The organism is Streptomyces alboniger (assembly GCF_008704395.1).
Classification (GTDB): Bacteria; Actinomycetota; Actinomycetes; order Streptomycetales; family Streptomycetaceae; genus Streptomyces; species Streptomyces alboniger.
On record NZ_CP023695.1, the window covers coordinates 5,436,146 to 5,451,545 of the forward strand.

Genomic DNA, 15,400 nt, shown 5'->3' on the forward strand with positions numbered 1-15,400 from the left:
GTTGGCGGACCACCGCCCCGGCACGGTCCATACGCATAGGACCTCCGGACAGCACAACCGGTCGCCGAGCCAGACAGGCCGACGTCCGCTCCAGGGAAGGACCCTTCGTGAGCGACACCACCGATCTGATGGGCGTGACTGCCGACACGCCCGCCACGGACGCCTCCGCGGCGCCTGCCACCGGTGCTTCGGCCGGGTCCCGGCGGCGCCGCGGCACCGGCCTTGAGGGCATGGTGCTGGCGGAACTGCAGCAGGTCGCCTCGGGCCTTGGGATCAAGGGAACCGGGCGCATGCGCAAGAGCCAGCTGATCGAGGTCATCAAGGAGGCGCAGGCAGGGGGCGGAGCCCCGGCGAAGAGCGCCGCGCCCTCCGGCGACACCGCCGAGACCAAGCCCAAGCGCCGGGCCACCTCGAAGGCCCGTACGGGCGAGGACGCCGCGGAGAGCGCCGGCAAGCCGAGCAAGGCCGTCAAGGCGGAGAGCGCCGAGGGCGGCAAGGCCGAGAAGGCCCCCGCCCAGCAGCAGATCGACATCCCCGGTCAGCCTGCCAGCGACGACCAGCCCGCCGGTGAGCGCCGCCGGCGCCGGGCCACCGCCGACGCGGGCAGCCCGGAGACCGTCACCGCCGAGGCGAAGGCCGAGCCCAAGGCCGAGGCCAAGGGCGACGCGTCCGGCGACAAGGGCGGCGACGGCTCCGGCGGCGACAACGCCGAGGGCCGCCGCGACCGCCGTGACCGCCAGGGCCGCGGCCGTGACCGTGACCGCCGCGGCAACAAGGGCGACGACCAGCAGGGCGGCGGCCGTCAGGACCGCCCCGACCGGCAGGACCGTCAGGACCGTCAGGACCGTCAGCAGCAGGGTGGCGGTGGCCGTCAGGACCGCCAGGACCGCCAGCGTGACAACGGTCCTCAGGATGACGACGATTTCGAGGGTGGCCGCCGCGGTCGCCGCGGCCGTTACCGCGACCGCCGTGGCCGTCGGGGCCGCGACGAGCAGGGCTTCGGCAACGAGCCGCAGGTCTCCGACGACGACGTCCTGATCCCCGTCGCGGGCATCCTGGACATCCTCGACAACTACGCGTTCATCCGTACGTCGGGCTACCTCCCCGGTCCCAACGACGTGTACGTCTCGCTGGCCCAGGTCCGCAAGAACGGCCTGCGCAAGGGTGACCACGTCACCGGCGCGGTCCGCCAGCCCAAGGACGGCGAGCGCCGCGAGAAGTTCAACGCGCTCGTCCGCCTCGACTCGGCCAACGGCATGGCGGCCGAATCCGGGCGCGGGCGACCGGAGTTCAGCAAGCTGACGCCCCTTTACCCGCAGGACCGGCTCCGTCTGGAGACCGACCCGGGCGTGCTCACCACCCGCATCATCGACCTCGTCGCGCCCATCGGTAAGGGACAGCGCGGTCTGATCGTGGCCCCGCCGAAGACCGGCAAGACCATGATCATGCAGGCGATCGCCAACGCGATCACGGTCAACAACCCCGAGTGCCACCTGATGGTCGTCCTGGTCGACGAGCGTCCGGAAGAGGTCACCGACATGCAGCGGTCGGTCAAGGGCGAGGTCATCTCCTCGACCTTCGACCGCCCGGCCGAGGACCACACCACGGTCGCCGAGCTGGCCATCGAGCGCGCCAAGCGTCTGGTGGAGCTGGGCCACGACGTCGTCGTGCTGCTCGACTCGATCACGCGTCTGGGCCGTGCCTACAACCTGGCGGCGCCGGCCTCCGGCCGCATCCTGTCCGGTGGTGTCGACTCGACGGCGCTGTACCCGCCCAAGCGCTTCTTCGGTGCCGCGCGCAACATCGAGGACGGCGGCTCGCTGACCATCCTCGCGACCGCGCTCGTCGACACCGGCTCCCGCATGGACGAGGTGATCTTCGAGGAGTTCAAGGGCACCGGCAACGCCGAGCTGAAGCTCGACCGCAAGCTCGCCGACAAGCGCATCTTCCCGGCGGTGGACGTGGACGCGTCCGGTACCCGTAAGGAAGAGATCCTGCTCGGCAGCGACGAGCTGGCCATCACCTGGAAGCTGCGCCGCGTGCTGCACGCGCTCGACCAGCAGCAGGCGATCGAGCTGCTCCTGGACAAGATGAAGCAGACGAAGTCGAACGCCGAGTTCCTGCTCCAGATCCAGAAGACGACCCCGACCCCGGGCAACGGCAACGACTGACCTGGTGCGGGCGCCTGGAACAAGGTGACCGGAAAGGGCCGGTCCCGTCATTCGACGGGGCCGGCCCCTTCTGTTTGCCGAGACCTTGGCCACACGGCTAAGAGATTCTCACGGTCGCCGAGGGTAGCGCCGTTCAGTACGAAAGCGCTGGTGAAGGGCCCGAAAGGGGGCGGCAGGGGGCACGCTGGGTAGCGATCGGAACCCGGGGCGCGCCCAGGGCCCCGTGCAACCCTTCTTCCGGATTTCCCGTCTGACAAGTGACGGAAAGCCACGCTTGACCCTGAAAACAGGGGGTATCCGACCGACGAGGACTGAGGGGCGCATGACCGACGAGAGCAGAGCCGCCGCCGCGCGCAAGCGGGGGAAGCGCGGCCGCCGCCGCAAGCCGCGCGACAAGCGCAAGAAGGTGCTCGTCCTCTCGGCATGGGCCGCTGCCTCGGTGGTCGTCCTCGGCGGCACAGGCCTCGGCGTCGTCTACTTCAAGCTCAACGGCAACATCAAGGGCGTGGACATCAACGCCGCCCTCGGTACGGACCGGCCCGAGGACATCGACAACGGCTCCCAGGACATCCTCGTCCTCGGCTCCGACTCCCGCTCCGGGAAGAACGCCAAGTACGGCAAGGACGAGGGCGCAGCCCGCTCCGACACGGCGATGATCGTGCACGTCTACAAGGGCCACAAGAAGGCCAGCGTCGTCTCCATACCCCGCGACACCCTGATATCCCGGCCCGACTGCAAGACGGAGGACGGCACGACCGACCCCGGCGGGCAGCGGCAGATGTTCAACACGGCGTACGAGGTCGGCGGCCCCGCCTGCGCCGTCAAGACCGTCGAGAAGATGTCCGGCATCAGGATGGACCACTACGTCGAGGTGGACTTCACGGGCTTCAAGAAGCTCATCGACACCCTCGGCGGCGTCGACATCACCACCAAGAAGGACATCCGCGACAAGGACAGCCACCTCGACCTGGACGCCGGCACCCACACCCTGAACGGTGAGCAGGCGCTCGGCCTGGTCCGCACCCGCCACGGCGTCGGCGACGGCAGCGACCTCGGCCGCATCCAGCTCCAGCAGGCCTTCATCAAGGCCCTGCTCGACCAGGTCAAGGAGGTCGGGCTCTTCGACAACTGGAAGAAGCTCTACGACCTGGCGAACGACGCGACCAGCGCCATCACCACGGACTCCGACCTGAACGACGTCAAGAGCCTCGCGAGCTTCGCGAACGGCCTCAAGGGCATCGGCGCCGGCGACATGAAGATGGTCACGATGCCCATCCAGTACGACCCCGCCGACCCCAACCGCGTCCTGCCCCTCGAAGAGGCCGACCAGGAGGTCTGGGACGCGCTGCGGGCCGACAAGCCCATCCCCAAGTCCGCCACCGAGAAGTCCGCGGGCGACAAGGGCGCCGTCGGCTCCGTGGTGAGCAGCGAGTAGTCCCTCCGCAAGGCGCCCCGCAAGGTCCCCGCAAGGTCCCCGCCAGGCCCCCCGAAGGCCCCTGGAATAGATCCCGGCCTCCCCCCGTTTTGGGAGATACGGCCGGTCCTGGCAGACTGGTACGTCGGCCCCGGTTCACGTACGAGCAATCCGCGCGTACGACCCGGCGCCCTCCCGAAACTAGGAGACACCTTGAAGCGCGACATCCACCCCGAGTACGTCGAGACCCAGGTCAGCTGCACCTGTGGCGCCGAGTTCACCACCCGCAGCACGATCTCCAGCGGCACCGTCCGCGCCGAGGTCTGCTCCGAGTGCCACCCGTTCTACACGGGCAAGCAGAAGATCCTCGACACCGGTGGCCGCGTGGCCCGCTTCGAGGCCCGCTTCGGCAAGGCCGCGGCTGCCAAGAAGTAGCGAGCCACTGCGCCGGTCATCGGCCGCCCTCGGGAGGGGGTGGCCGGGACCGGCGCTTTTGCCGTCCCGCAGCCAATTCGCGTAGAACCTCGCGCGGAGAACCTTCGCGCAGAAAACCAGGAGCCCCCGATGTTCGAGGCGGTCGAGGAACTGATCGGTGAACACGCCGATCTCGAGAAGAAGCTCGCCGACCCGTCGGTCCACGCCGACCAGGCCAACGCGCGCAAGCTCAACAAGCGCTACGCCGAGCTGACCCCGATCGTCGCGACTTACCGCTCCTGGAAGCAGACCGGGGACGACATCGAGACCGCCCGCGAGCTGGGAGCCGACGACCCCGAGTTCGCCGCCGAGGTCAAGGACCTGGAGCGCCGCCGCGAGGAGATCACCGAGAAGCTGCGGCTGCTGCTCGTGCCCCGGGACCCGTCCGACGACAAGGACGTCATCCTGGAGATCAAGGCGGGCGCGGGCGGCGACGAGTCAGCCCTGTTCGCCGGCGACCTGCTGCGCATGTACCTGCGGTACGCCGAGCGCGTCGGCTGGAAGACCGAGATCATCGACTCCACCGAGTCCGAGCTGGGCGGCTACAAGGACGTCCAGGTCGCCGTGAAGACCAAGGGCGGCCAGGGCGCCACCGAGCCCGGCCAGGGCGTCTGGGCCCGGCTCAAGTACGAGGGCGGCGTGCACCGCGTGCAGCGCGTGCCCTCCACCGAGTCGCAGGGCCGCATCCACACCTCCGCCGCCGGCGTCCTGGTGACGCCCGAGGCCGAGGAGATCGACGTCGAGATCCACGCGAACGACCTCAGGATCGACGTCTACCGCTCCTCGGGCCCCGGCGGCCAGTCCGTCAACACCACCGACTCCGCGGTGCGCATCACCCACCTGCCCACCGGCGTCGTCGCCTCCTGCCAGAACGAGAAGAGCCAGCTCCAGAACAAGGAGCAGGCCATGCGCATCCTGCGCTCCAGGCTGCTCGCGGCGGCCCAGGAGGAAGCGGAGAGCAAGGCCGCGGACGCCCGCCGCAGCCAGGTCCGCACCGTCGACCGCTCCGAGAAGATCCGGACGTACAACTTCCCCGAAAACCGGATCTCGGACCACCGCGTCGGCTTCAAGGCGTACAACTTGGACCAGGTGCTCGACGGCGAACTCGACGCGGTCATCCAGGCCTGCGTCGACGCGGACTCCGCGGCCAAGCTCGCGGCAGCCTGACGCCCCCAATCCCTCGTACGACGCCCCCGGAGGACCAGCGTGAACCTGCTGCTCGCGGAAGTGGCCCAGGCCACCCAGCGGCTGGCCGACGCCGGCGTGCCCTCGCCGCGCAACGACGCGGAGGAGCTGGCCGCCTTCGTGCACGGCGTGAAGCGGGGCGAGCTGCACTCCGTCAAGGACGCCGACTTCGACGCCCGCTACTGGGAGACGATCGCGCGCCGTGAGGCCCGCGAGCCGCTCCAGCACATCACCGGGCGCGCCTACTTCCGCTACCTGGAGCTCCAGGTCGGACCCGGCGTCTTCGTGCCGCGCCCCGAGACCGAGTCGGTGGTCGGCTGGGCCATAGACGCGGTGCGCGCGATGGACGTCGTCGAGCCGCTCATCGTCGACCTGTGCACCGGTTCCGGCGCCATCGCGCTCGCCCTGGCCCAGGAGGTGCCGCGCTCGCGCGTGCACGCCGTGGAGCTGTCCGAGGACGCCCTGAAGTGGACGCGCAAGAACGTCGAGGGATCCAGGGTCAAGCTCGTCCAGGGCGACGCCCTCGACGCGTTCCCCGAGCTGGACGGCCAGGTCGACCTGGTGGTCTCCAACCCGCCGTACATCCCGCTCACCGAATGGGAGTACGTCGCCCCGGAGGCCCGTGACTACGACCCCCAGCTCGCCCTGTTCTCCGGTGAGGACGGACTCGAACTGATCCGCGGCATCGAGCGCACCGCCCACCGGCTCCTGCGCCCGGGGGGCGTCGTCGTCATCGAACACGCCGACACCCAGGGCGGCCAGGTCCCCTGGATCTTCACCGAGGAACGGGGCTGGGCCGACGCGGCCGACCACCCCGACCTCAACAACAGGCCGCGCTTCGCGACCGCCCGCAAGGCGATGCCGTGACAATCATGACTTCAAGGCAGCAGTACGTGTACGAGGAGGCCCGCTAATGGCACGGCGATACGACACCAACGACGCGACCGACCGCTCGACCGGTCTGCGCGAGGCCGCGTCCGCCGTCCGCCGCGGCGAGCTGGTCGTGCTGCCCACCGACACCGTGTACGGCATCGGTGCCGACGCCTTCAGCCCGGAGGCGTGCGCCGACCTGCTCGACGCCAAGGGCCGCGGCCGCAACATGCCGACCCCCGTCCTCATCGGCTCCCCGAACACCCTGCACGGCCTGGTCACCGACTTCTCCGAGATGGCCTGGGAGCTGGTCGACGCCTTCTGGCCCGGCGCCCTGACCCTGGTCGCCAAGCAGCAGCCGTCCCTCCAGTGGGACCTCGGCGACACCCGCGGCACGGTCGCCATCCGCATGCCGCTGCACCCCGTCGCCATCGAACTGCTCACCGAGGTCGGCCCGATGGCCGTCTCCTCCGCCAACCTCACCGGGCACCCCGCCCCAGAGGACTGCGACGCCGCGCAGGACATGCTGGGCGACTCCGTCTCCGTGTACCTGGACGGCGGCCCGACCCCCGGTATCGTCCCCTCGTCCATCGTCGACGTCACGGGCAGGGTGCCGGTGCTGCTCCGCGCGGGCGCCCTGGACGCGGACGAGCTGCGCAAGGTGGTACCCGACCTCGAGGTGGCGAATTGACAGCCCCTGAGACGGGGCGTGGCATAGCGGGCTTCCCGGGCTCTGCGGGCACCTTCCGCATCCTCCACGTCAGCACCGGCAACGTGTGCCGCTCGCCGATCACCGAGCGGCTGACCCGGCACGCCCTGGCCGACCGCCTCGGCGACCCCCTCACCGGCGGCCTGATCGTGGAGAGCGCGGGCACCTGGGGCCACGAGGGCGCCCCCATGGAGACCAACGCCGAGACGGTCCTCGCGGACTTCGGGGCGGACCCCACCGGTTTCATGGGGCGCGAGCTGCTCGACGACCACGTCATCCGCGCCGACCTGGTCCTGACCGCCACCCGCGACCACCGGGCGCAGGTCATCTCCATGGGCCACTCGGCGGGCCTGCGCACCTTCACGCTCAAGGAGTTCACCCGGCTGGTGCGCGCCATAGACCCGACGACCCTGCCGGAGCCGGACGGCAACGGCGTGGTGGAGCGCGCCCGCGCCCTGGTGCGGGCCGCCGCCGCCCTGCGCGGCTGGCTGCTCGCGCCCAACGTGGAGGCCGACGAGGTGTACGACCCCTACGGTGCGCCCCTGCCGTTCTTCCGGTCCGTGGGCGACGAGATCAACCAGGCCCTCGACCCCGTCGTGACGGCGCTGACCGGGGTGCCCGCACACACGTAGCCGGATCGGCGTGCCCGCCCCCGGGCAGCGGCCTACATTGGATCTGAGGTCATCCCCGCCAGGCCCCGGAGCCCACGATGCCGCTCAGTACGGTCAGCACCGCACCCACCGCCCACGAGGCGTCGTACACCGATCTCGACGCGCTGCGCCGACAGGACCCCGAGCTGGCCGACGTCCTCATCGCCGAGGCCGCCCGGCAGGCCGAGGGGCTCCAGCTGGTGGCCGCCGAGAACTTCACCTCGCCCGCCGTCCTGACCGCCCTCGGCTCCCCGCTCGCCAACAAGTACGCCGAGGGCTACCCCGGCGCCCGCCACCACGGCGGCTGCGAGCTGGTCGACATCGCCGAGCGGATCGCCGTCGACCGCGCCAAGGCCCTCTTCGGCGCCGAACACGCCAACGTACAGGCGCACTCCGGGTCCTCCGCCGTCCTCGCCGCGTACGCCGCGCTGCTGCGGCCCGGCGACACCGTCCTCGCGATGGGCCTGCCGTACGGCGGCCACCTCACGCACGGCTCGCCCGCGAACTTCTCCGGGCGGTGGTTCGACTTCGTCGGCTACGGCGTCGACGCCGAGAGCGGGCTGATCGACTACGACCAGGTGCACACCCTCGCCCGCAGCCACCGCCCCAAGGCGATCGTCTGCGGCTCGATCTCCTATCCGCGGCACATCGACTACGCGGCCTTCCGCGAGATCGCCGACGACGTGGGCGCCTATCTCATCGCCGACGCGGCGCACCCCATGGGCCTGGTCGCCGGGGGAGCGGCGCCGAACCCCGTGCCGCACGCCGACGTCGTCTGCGCCACCACCCACAAGGTCCTGCGCGGCCCCAGGGGCGGCCTCCTGCTGTGCGGGGCGGACCTGGCGGAACGGATCGACCGGGCGGTCTTCCCGTTCACGCAGGGCGGCGCCCAGATGCACACGATCGCCGCCAAGGCCGTCGCGTTCGGCGAGGCGGCGGCACCCGCCTTCACGGCGTACGCCCATCAGGTCGTCGCCAACGCGCGGACGCTGGCGCAGGGCCTGGCCGCGGCCGGGTTCGCGGTCACCACCGAAGGCACGGACACCCATCTGGTGCTGGCCGACCCCGCGCCCCTCGGCGTCGAGGCGCACACCGCCCGCGGCAGGCTCGCGGCGGCCGGTATCGTCCTGGACACCTGCGCGCTGCCGCACGGCGAGGCCCGCGGGCTGCGCCTCGGCAGCGCCGCCGTCACGACCCAGGGCATGACCGCCCCCGAGATGGCACGGATCGCCGGGCTGATGGCCGACGCGGTCCGTGACGCCGCGGAGATCCCGAACGTACGAGAAGAGGTCCGTGAACTGGCGGGGAGATTTCCGCCGTATCCGGGATAGGACGGGGTAGGCGCGTCAGGGACGTAGGCGTACTCGTGCAACCATCGTCGCTACCCGGAAGTCCCCAACCGTATGCGCGCAAAGCTAGGGTGTGGGGCTGAGATGGCCAGCGATACCTGTGGGGAAGCCCGTGCGTGAATACCTGCTGACGCTCTGCATCACGGCCGCGGTGACCTACTTGCTGACCGGGCCGGTGCGGAAGTTCGCGATCGTGGCCGGCGCGATGCCGGAGATCCGCGCTCGTGACGTGCACCGGGAGCCCACGCCCCGGCTCGGCGGGATCGCGATGTTCTTCGGCCTGTGCGCGGGCCTGCTGGTCGCCGACCACCTGCCGAACCTGAACGCGGTCTTCGAGAACTCCAACGAGCCGCGCGCCCTGCTCTCCGGAGCGGCGCTGATCTGGCTGATCGGCGTCCTGGACGACAAGTTCGAGATCGACGCCCTGATCAAGCTCGGCGGTCAGATGATCGCCGCCGGCGTCATGGTGATGCAGGGCCTGACGATCCTGTGGATCCCGGTCCCCGGCGTCGGCACGGTCTCGCTGACCTCCGGCCAGGGCACGCTGCTGACGGTCGCGCTCGTCGTCATCACCATCAACGCCGTCAACTTCGTGGACGGCCTCGACGGCCTCGCGGCGGGCATGGTCTGCATCGCCTCCGCCGCGTCCTTCATGTACGCCTACCGCATCTGGTACGGCTACGGCATCGAGGCGGCGGCCCCCGCCACGCTCTTCGCCGCGATCCTCATGGGCATGTGCCTCGGTTTCCTGCCGCACAACATGCACCCCGCCCGGATCTTCATGGGCGACTCGGGGTCGATGCTGATCGGGCTGATCCTCGCGGCGGGCGCCATCTCCGTCACCGGGCAGGTCGACCCGGCGGCCATGAAGCTGAACTTCGGCGGCACCCGCGACGCCACCCACGCGATGCTGCCGGTCTTCATCCCGCTCCTGATGCCGCTGACGATCATCGCGATCCCCTTCGCCGACCTGGTGCTCGCGATCGTGCGGCGCACCTGGAACGGCAAGTCGCCCTTCGCGGCCGACCGCGGCCACCTGCACCACCGGCTCCTGGAGATCGGCCACTCGCACAGCCGCGCGGTCCTGATCATGTACTTCTGGTCGGCCCTCATCGCCTTCGGCACCGTCGCGTACTCGGTGCACTCCACCAGCGTGTGGATCCTGCTGCTCATCGTCGCGCTGAGCGCGCTGGGCCTCGTACTGCTTCTGCTGCCGCGCTTCACACCGCGCACCCCGCGCTGGGCCGAGTCCTTCGTGCCGCCGCGCTACCGGCGCCGCCGCGCGGAGAGCGCCGCCCAGGAGGCGCCCACCGCCCCCCTCGCCGCGCCCGTCGCCCCGGTGCGTGAGCTGAGCGCCCTGAAGCTGCACGGCAGTACCGCGGTGTCCGAGAGGCCCCGTGTACGGTCGCCTGAGCGGGAGTAGGCGCGGCTATCACCTGTGACGCGCTCGGGTCCATCGCGAAACACGCGGCGGGGCCCGATCGTGTGATGGTCAGCACACTTTCAGGTAAAGACTGCATCAAATAGTTTGTGATACGGTTCACGAGAACCCGAGATATATTGGGGCGGCCCCGACGAGATCGGCCGCCTTGGTGAGGTGCGCCTCTACGTGTCCGGGCCAAGGCCTTCGCTCGACCTTCGCTCGACGATCGCAATGCCACGTCCCCAAATTCCGCCGGAGGAGCTGCCGCCATGCAGTCCAACGACGCCCGCACACTCCTGCACTGTGCCCTGCCCACCGCTGCCGCGGGTGCGGCGGGGGTCGCGGTCAGCGCCGCCGTAGCCGGCGGCAAGGGTGCGCTCGGTGCCACCTTCGGCGCACTGGTCGTCCTGCTGTTCATGGGCGGTGGCCTTGTGGCCCTACAGCGAGGTGCGCGTTCTTTCCCCCATCTGTTCCAGATGATGGGTCTGCTGGTGTACACCGTCCAGATCCTGGTGCTGATGGTCGCCCTCACCGCGCTGCGCGGTACGTCGGCCTTCAATCACAAGTGCTTCGCGTTCACCCTGCTCGCCGCCACTCTGGTGTGGATGGGAGCGCAGGTGCGCTCCCATATGAAGGCCAAGGTCCTCTACGTGGAGCCGGAATCCGCCCGGCCGCAATCGTGAGCTGTAGGGCCAGCGTAAGAAGGCCTCCGCTCATTTGCTATGGTCTCGCCACAACTGCGGCAGAGCTGGCGCGGGAGGCGGCCGTGCCTGTGAAGCCTTACGGCTCGGAGCCCAGCCGCCGCCCCCAAATCCGCAAGTCCAGTCCAGTGCCGCTCCGCGGTCGTATGCCGCGCCGACACATCGAGGTTGCCGTACCCATGCGCCACGCTGAAGGAGCTCGCGGTGAGTAACGCCCAGACGCTCGCCTTCGAGACCGATTGCCATATTTTTGAAGGGTGCGGTTTCCCGACCCCCGGCCTGCACTCCTTCCTCTTCGAGCCGATTTTCACCGTTGGCGGCTTCGAGTTCAACAAGCCGATGCTGCTGGCCCTGGTGAGTTCGGTCGTCGTCATCGGTTTCTTCTGGGCGGCTTTCAACAAGCCCAAGCTGATCCCTGGCAAGCTCCAGATGATCGGTGAGGCCGGCTACGACTTCGTGCGCCGTGGGGTCGTCTACGAGACGCTCGGCAAGAAGGAGGGCGAGAAGTACGTCCCTCTCATGGTCTCGCTGTTCTTCTTCATCTGGATCATGAACATCTGGTCGATCGTTCCGCTCGCCCAGTTCCCGGTGACCTCGGTCATCGCCCTTCCGGCGGGCCTCGCGGCGATCGTCTACATCCTCTGGGTGAGCGTGACCTTCAAGAGGCACGGCTTCATCGGTGGCTGGAAGAACATCACCGGCTACGACCGTTCGCTCGGCCCGGTCTTCCCGATGGTCATGTTCTTCGAGTTCCTCTCGAACATGATCATCCGGCCCTTCACCCACGCGGTGCGGCTCTTCGCCAACATGTTCGCGGGTCACGTCCTGCTGGTGATCTTCACCATTGCGAGCTGGTACCTGCTGAACGGCATCGGCATCGCCTACGCGGGCGTCTCGTTCGTCATGGTCATCGTGATGACGATCTTCGAGCTGTTCATCCAGGCGCTCCAGGCCTACGTCTTCATCCTGCTGGCCTCCAGCTACATCCAGGGCGCGCTCGCCGAGCACCACTGAGTACGCCTCTCCTCCCCCCGATACATCCGGTGGCCAACCCCCACCGGCCCGTAAAAAGAAGGAAGTTACGGCATGTCCGCTCTCGAGACCCTCGCCGCGGTCAACATCCAGGGCAACTTCGGTGCGATCGGCTACGGCCTCGCCGCGATCGGCCCCGGCATCGGCGTCGGCGTCATCTTCGGTAACGGTACGCAGGCCCTCGCCCGTCAGCCCGAGGCCGCCGGCCTCATCCGCCAGAACCAGATCCTCGGCTTCGTGCTCTGTGAGGCCCTGGCGCTCATCGGTCTGGTCATGGGCTTCGTTTACCCGGTTCCTTCCTGATCCGGTCTCGTTGACGAGAAACTTCAACGGAAGGCACTGATGTGATCTCTCTGGTACAGCTGGCGTCGGAGGAGCCTCAAAACCCTCTGATTCCGGAGATCCCTGAGCTCGTCATCGGCCTCATCGCGTTCGTCATCGTCTTCGGCTTCTTCGCCAAGAAGTTCCTCCCGAACATCAACAAGGTTCTGGAAGAGCGCCGCGAGGCGATCGAGGGCGGCATCGAAAAGGCCGAGGCCGCGCAGACCGAGGCTCAGAGCGTGCTCGAGCAGTACAAGGCTCAGCTCGCCGAGGCCCGGCACGAGGCCGCGCGACTGCGCCAGGAGGCGCAGGAGCAGGGTGCTCAGCTCATCGCCGAGATGCGGGCCGAGGGCCAGCGTCAGCGCGAGGAGATCGTCGCCGCAGGCCACGCCCAGATCGAGGCCGACCGCAAGGCCGCCGCGCAGTCGCTGCGTCAGGACGTGGGCCACCTGGCCACCGCCCTGGCCGGCAAGCTCGTCGGTGAGTCCCTTGAGGACCACGCCCGGCAGAGCCGCACCATCGACCGCTTCCTCGACGGACTCGATGAAGTTGCTTCGAAGGCCGAGGCGGCTCGATGACTGCGCACGGAGCCAGCCGCGAGGCACGGGCCGCCGCGCGCGAGCGTCTGGACGCGCTGACCGACAACACGTCGGTCGACGCCAAGCGGCTCGCGGACGAGCTGGCCGCGGTCACCGCGCTCTTCGCCCGTGAGGTCTCGCTGCGTCGGGTCCTGACCGACCCGGCGCAGGCCGGTGAGGCCAAGGCCGAGCTGGCCGGGCGCCTGCTGGGCAGCCAGGTGGGCGGCGAGACCGCCGACCTGGTGGCCGGCATGGTGCGCTCGCGCTGGTCGCAGTCGCGCGACCTGGTGGACTCCCTGGAGGAGCTCGCCAACCTCGCCGACCTGACCGCCGCGCAGAAGGCCGGCGCGCTGGACAACGTCGAGGACGAGCTGTTCCGGTTCGGCCGGATCGTCGCGTCCAGCACCCAGCTGCGGGCGGCGCTCACCGACCGCTCCGCCACGGGCGCGGCCAAGAGCGAGCTGCTGCGCAGCCTGCTCGGCGGTCGTGCCGAGGACGTGACGGAGCGACTCGTCGAGCGCCTTGTGACCGCGCCGCGCGGACGTAGCCTGGAAGAGGGAATCGAGTCCCTCTCCAAGCTGGCCGCGGACCGACGCAACCGCATGGTGGCCATCGTCACTTCGGCTGTTCCGCTCTCGGACCAGCAGAAGCAGCGCCTCGGCGCCGCCCTGGTCAAGGTGTACGGACGCCCGATGCACCTCAATCTCGACGTGGACCCCGAGGTCCTCGGCGGGATCACCGTCCAGGTGGGCGACGAGGTCATCAACGGCAGCATCGCGGACCGCATCGAGGAAGCCGGCCGCCGCGTGGCCGGCCAGTAACTCAACACGCACGAAATACGGCCCTAGTTGGGCCGTGCAGAGGATTCCTGGGGGCTGACCCCAGACCCCCCAAGAAAACTTCGGGCCCAACAAGGAGAGCAGGGAACCCAGATGGCGGAGCTCACGATCCGGCCGGAGGAGATCCGGGACGCGCTGGAGAACTTTGTCCAGGCGTACAAGCCGGACGCGGCCTCGCGCGAGGAGGTCGGTACGGTCACCGTCGCCGGCGACGGTATCGCCAAGATCGAGGGTCTCCCCTCGGCCATGGCGAACGAGCTGCTGAAGTTCGAGGACGGATCTCTCGGCCTCGCGCTGAACCTCGAAGAGCGCGAGATCGGCGCGGTCGTCCTCGGCGAGTTCAGCGGCATCGAGGAAGGCCAGCCGGTCACCCGTACCGGCGAGGTGCTGTCGGTCGCCGTGGGCGAGGGCTACCTCGGCCGCGTCGTCGACCCGCTCGGCAACCCGATCGACGGCCTCGGCGAGATCGAGACCAGCGGACGTCGCGCCCTCGAGCTGCAGGCACCGGGCGTCATGGCCCGTAAGTCGGTGCACGAGCCGATGGAGACGGGCTACAAGGCCGTCGACGCGATGACCCCGATCGGCCGTGGCCAGCGTCAGCTGATCATCGGTGACCGCCAGACCGGCAAGACCGCCCTGGCCGTCGACACGATCATCAACCAGCGCGACAACTGGCGCTCGGGCGACGTGAACAAGCAGGTGCGCTGCATCTACGTCGCCATCGGTCAGAAGGGCTCCACCATCGCCTCCGTGCGTGGTGCGCTCGAAGAGGCCGGCGCGCTGGAGTACACGACCATCGTCGCCGCCCCGGCGTCCGACCCGGCCGGCTTCAAGTACCTGGCGCCGTACACCGGCTCGGCCATCGGCCAGCACTGGATGTACGAGGGCAAGCACGTCCTCATCGTCTTCGACGACCTCTCGAAGCAGGCCGACGCCTACCGCGCCGTGTCCCTGCTGCTCCGTCGCCCGCCGGGGCGCGAGGCCTACCCGGGTGACGTCTTCTACCTGCACTCGCGTCTGCTGGAGCGCTGCGCGAAGCTCTCCGACGAGCTGGGCAAGGGCTCGATGACGGGTCTGCCGATCGTCGAGACCAAGGCGAACGACGTGTCGGCGTTCATCCCGACCAACGTCATCTCCATCACCGACGGCCAGTGCTTCCTGGAGTCGGACCTCTTCAACGCCGGTCAGCGCCCCGCGCTGAACGTCGGTATCTCCGTCTCCCGAGTCGGTGGTTCCGCGCAGCACAAGGCGATGAAGCAGGTCTCCGGCCGTCTGCGCGTGGACCTCGCCCAGTTCCGTGAGCTGGAGGCGTTCGCCGCCTTCGGTTCCGACCTGGACGCCGCGTCGAAGGCGCAGCTCGAGCGCGGCCAGCGCATGGTCGAACTGCTTAAGCAGCCGCAGTACGAGCCGATGGCGACCGAGGACCAGGTCGTCTCCGTGTGGGCCGGTACCACCGGTCGCATGGACGACGTGCCGGTCAACGACATCCGCCGCTTCGAGAAGGAGCTTCTCGAGTACCTGCACCGCAAGGAGCAGGGCCTCATGACCTCCATCAAGGAGGGCGGCAAGATGTCGGACGACACCCTCCAGGCCGTCGGCGACGCCATCGTGGAGTTCAAGAAGCAGTTCGAGACCTCGGACGGGAAGCTTCTCGGCGAGGACGCTCCGGCCGCCGCCAAGTGAC

General features: G+C 69.3%; 15 protein-coding genes. All 15 read left to right on the plus strand.

Features of this window, described 5'->3' with window-relative positions:
- The first annotated feature begins 107 nt into the window (after window positions 1–107).
- The 15 genes from rho (at window position 108) to atpA (ending at window position 15,399) form a co-directional block, all read left to right on the plus strand.
- Window positions 108–2,171: a transcription termination factor Rho gene (gene rho, locus CP975_RS24410; protein ID WP_055534189.1), complete on the plus strand. Its 2,064-nt coding sequence runs from the start codon at window positions 108–110 to the stop codon at window positions 2,169–2,171.
- A 322-nt stretch (window positions 2,172–2,493) separates the two neighbouring features.
- Complete coding sequence (locus tag CP975_RS24415; protein ID WP_055534187.1) at window positions 2,494–3,606, plus strand: LCP family protein; 1,113 nt, start codon at window positions 2,494–2,496, stop codon at window positions 3,604–3,606.
- Between the two features lie 192 nt (window positions 3,607–3,798).
- The gene (rpmE, locus tag CP975_RS24420) at window positions 3,799–4,020 is read left to right on the plus strand and encodes a 50S ribosomal protein L31 (protein WP_030792109.1); all 222 of its coding nucleotides are present in this window, start codon (window positions 3,799–3,801) and stop codon (window positions 4,018–4,020) included.
- Window positions 4,021–4,149: 129 nt separating this feature from the next.
- Window positions 4,150–5,226 (plus strand): peptide chain release factor 1, encoded by a 1,077-nt coding sequence (gene prfA, locus CP975_RS24425; RefSeq protein ID WP_030792112.1) that lies wholly within the window; start codon window positions 4,150–4,152, stop codon window positions 5,224–5,226.
- Between the two features lie 39 nt (window positions 5,227–5,265).
- A complete protein-coding gene (prmC, locus tag CP975_RS24430) occupies window positions 5,266–6,111 on the plus strand; it encodes a peptide chain release factor N(5)-glutamine methyltransferase (protein ID WP_055533407.1) in 846 nt (281 codons plus the stop codon).
- A 46-nt stretch (window positions 6,112–6,157) separates the two neighbouring features.
- The gene (locus tag CP975_RS24435; RefSeq protein WP_030792118.1) at window positions 6,158–6,805 is read left to right on the plus strand and encodes an L-threonylcarbamoyladenylate synthase; all 648 of its coding nucleotides are present in this window, start codon (window positions 6,158–6,160) and stop codon (window positions 6,803–6,805) included.
- Window positions 6,802–7,455, plus strand: a complete 654-nt coding sequence (locus CP975_RS24440) for an arsenate reductase/protein-tyrosine-phosphatase family protein (protein ID WP_055533406.1) — start codon at window positions 6,802–6,804, stop codon at window positions 7,453–7,455. Before CP975_RS24435 ends, CP975_RS24440 begins: the two co-directional genes overlap by 4 nt.
- Window positions 7,456–7,532: 77 nt before the next feature.
- Window positions 7,533–8,804 (plus strand): serine hydroxymethyltransferase, encoded by a 1,272-nt coding sequence (locus CP975_RS24445; protein WP_055533404.1) that lies wholly within the window; start codon window positions 7,533–7,535, stop codon window positions 8,802–8,804.
- Between the two features lie 130 nt (window positions 8,805–8,934).
- Entirely contained in the window at window positions 8,935–10,245 is a 1,311-nt protein-coding gene (locus tag CP975_RS24450) for an MraY family glycosyltransferase (RefSeq protein ID WP_055533420.1), read from the plus strand.
- 269 nt (window positions 10,246–10,514) lie between these two features.
- On the plus strand, window positions 10,515–10,928 hold the full coding sequence (locus CP975_RS24455; protein ID WP_055533402.1) for a Cg1360 family ATP-synthase-associated protein: 414 nt from the start codon (window positions 10,515–10,517) through the stop codon (window positions 10,926–10,928).
- Window positions 10,929–11,150: 222 nt separating this feature from the next.
- Complete coding sequence (gene atpB / locus CP975_RS24460) at window positions 11,151–11,960, plus strand: F0F1 ATP synthase subunit A (protein ID WP_055533400.1); 810 nt, start codon at window positions 11,151–11,153, stop codon at window positions 11,958–11,960.
- 72 nt (window positions 11,961–12,032) lie between these two features.
- Window positions 12,033–12,281, plus strand: coding sequence for an ATP synthase subunit c family protein (locus CP975_RS24465; RefSeq protein WP_030792134.1), 249 nt, complete (start codon window positions 12,033–12,035; stop codon window positions 12,279–12,281).
- 41 nt (window positions 12,282–12,322) lie between these two features.
- On the plus strand, window positions 12,323–12,877 hold the full coding sequence (locus tag CP975_RS24470) for a F0F1 ATP synthase subunit B (RefSeq protein ID WP_150477352.1): 555 nt from the start codon (window positions 12,323–12,325) through the stop codon (window positions 12,875–12,877).
- Complete coding sequence (locus CP975_RS24475) at window positions 12,874–13,698, plus strand: F0F1 ATP synthase subunit delta (protein ID WP_055533399.1); 825 nt, start codon at window positions 12,874–12,876, stop codon at window positions 13,696–13,698. The genes CP975_RS24470 and CP975_RS24475 overlap by 4 nt, the downstream gene beginning before the upstream one ends.
- 111 nt (window positions 13,699–13,809) lie before the next feature.
- Window positions 13,810–15,399 (plus strand): F0F1 ATP synthase subunit alpha, encoded by a 1,590-nt coding sequence (gene atpA / locus CP975_RS24480; RefSeq protein ID WP_030792142.1) that lies wholly within the window; start codon window positions 13,810–13,812, stop codon window positions 15,397–15,399.
- The last annotated feature ends 1 nt before the right edge of the window (window position 15,400 follow it).